The 993-nt window shown below is 72.8% G+C and carries 1 protein-coding gene and 1 pseudogene; one reads left to right on the top strand and one right to left on the bottom strand.

Features of this window, described 5'->3' with window-relative positions; all coding sequences use genetic code 11:
* A partial coding sequence (locus tag D471_RS0119045; protein ID WP_026127871.1) for a hydantoinase B/oxoprolinase family protein occupies positions 1-224 on the top strand: 224 nt, incomplete at its 5' end.
* A gap of 152 nt (positions 225-376) precedes the next feature.
* On the opposite strand, the pseudogene D471_RS0119040 reads toward D471_RS0119045, so the two are convergent.
* Positions 377-993 (bottom strand): annotated as a pseudogene (locus D471_RS0119040) (endonuclease/exonuclease/phosphatase family protein); the annotation flags it as partial.

The raw sequence follows: 993 nt of genomic DNA, 5'->3' as shown, positions 1-993 counted from the left end.
TCGGGGAGCCGATGACGGTGACCACCCTGTCCGGCCATCGGCGGGTGCGGCCCTACGGAATGGCGGGCGGGTCGCCCGGCGCCCTGGGCGAGAACTCCGTCCGCCGGGCCTCCGGTGAGACCGCGCCGCTGGGCGGGTGCGACTCGGTCCGGGTGGGCCCGGGTGACGAGCTGGTCATCCGGACCCCGGGAGGAGGTGGGTACGGCACTCCCCCGGGTGGTTGAGGGGTGTCGGTCGTGGAACCGGGATCGACGCCCCCGGCTCCGCGCGCGTCGGGCCGTCGAGGAGATGCGGGACCGGGACGATCTCCCCGAGCCAGGTAGCGGTGCGCGGCGGGGAACGCCCCCACCACGCACCGTGGTGCCGGGACCGGCCGTCAGCCAGTCACCCCGTAGGTGGTCAGCACCGTCGCGTGGTCGGTGGTCCACTCGTTGTCGGCGTGGTTCGGCACCGTCGCGGGGTCACCGACGACCAGCGTGCGCGAGTCCCGCACGCTCAGGTCCTCACCCGCGTGGTAGACGAAATCGATCCGGTCCTGCGGCTCGGCACGACCGGTCGACCCGTTGTGCCGCGGGTACAGCGGCGACCACGTGGTCCCCGGCACGGCGACCGGGTCGGGGTTGGCCGCGCGGAAGGAGTCCACCAGGCCCGCTTCGGTCGGCAGCACCGAGGTCGGCCAGGGCACGTCCGCGTAGCCACAGTTCTTCTCCCGCAGCTCCTCGGTCCAGTCCAGATGCGAGGGCGAGTTGAAGTCGCCCACGAGCAGGACCGGCACGTCGTCGGCGCCGTCGATCTGGTCCGCCATGGCCGCCAGGGTGTCGGTGATCTGCCCCGTGCGTCCAGACTCCGCCTCGCGCTGGAGGATCGTGTCCACGTCCATCCCGTCGAAGCACGCGTCGTAGGGTCCGTAGGGGGTGTAGCCCAGGTGCGCCGTCCACAGGTTGACCTGGGACTCCGCTCCGTCGAGCGCGACACGCACCCCGGCCGACGCAC

It is taken from the genome of Nocardiopsis lucentensis DSM 44048, from assembly GCF_000341125.1.
In the GTDB taxonomy this organism is placed as follows: domain Bacteria; phylum Actinomycetota; class Actinomycetes; order Streptosporangiales; family Streptosporangiaceae; genus Nocardiopsis; species Nocardiopsis lucentensis.
This window is presented reverse-complemented; position numbering and strand designations above follow the sequence as displayed.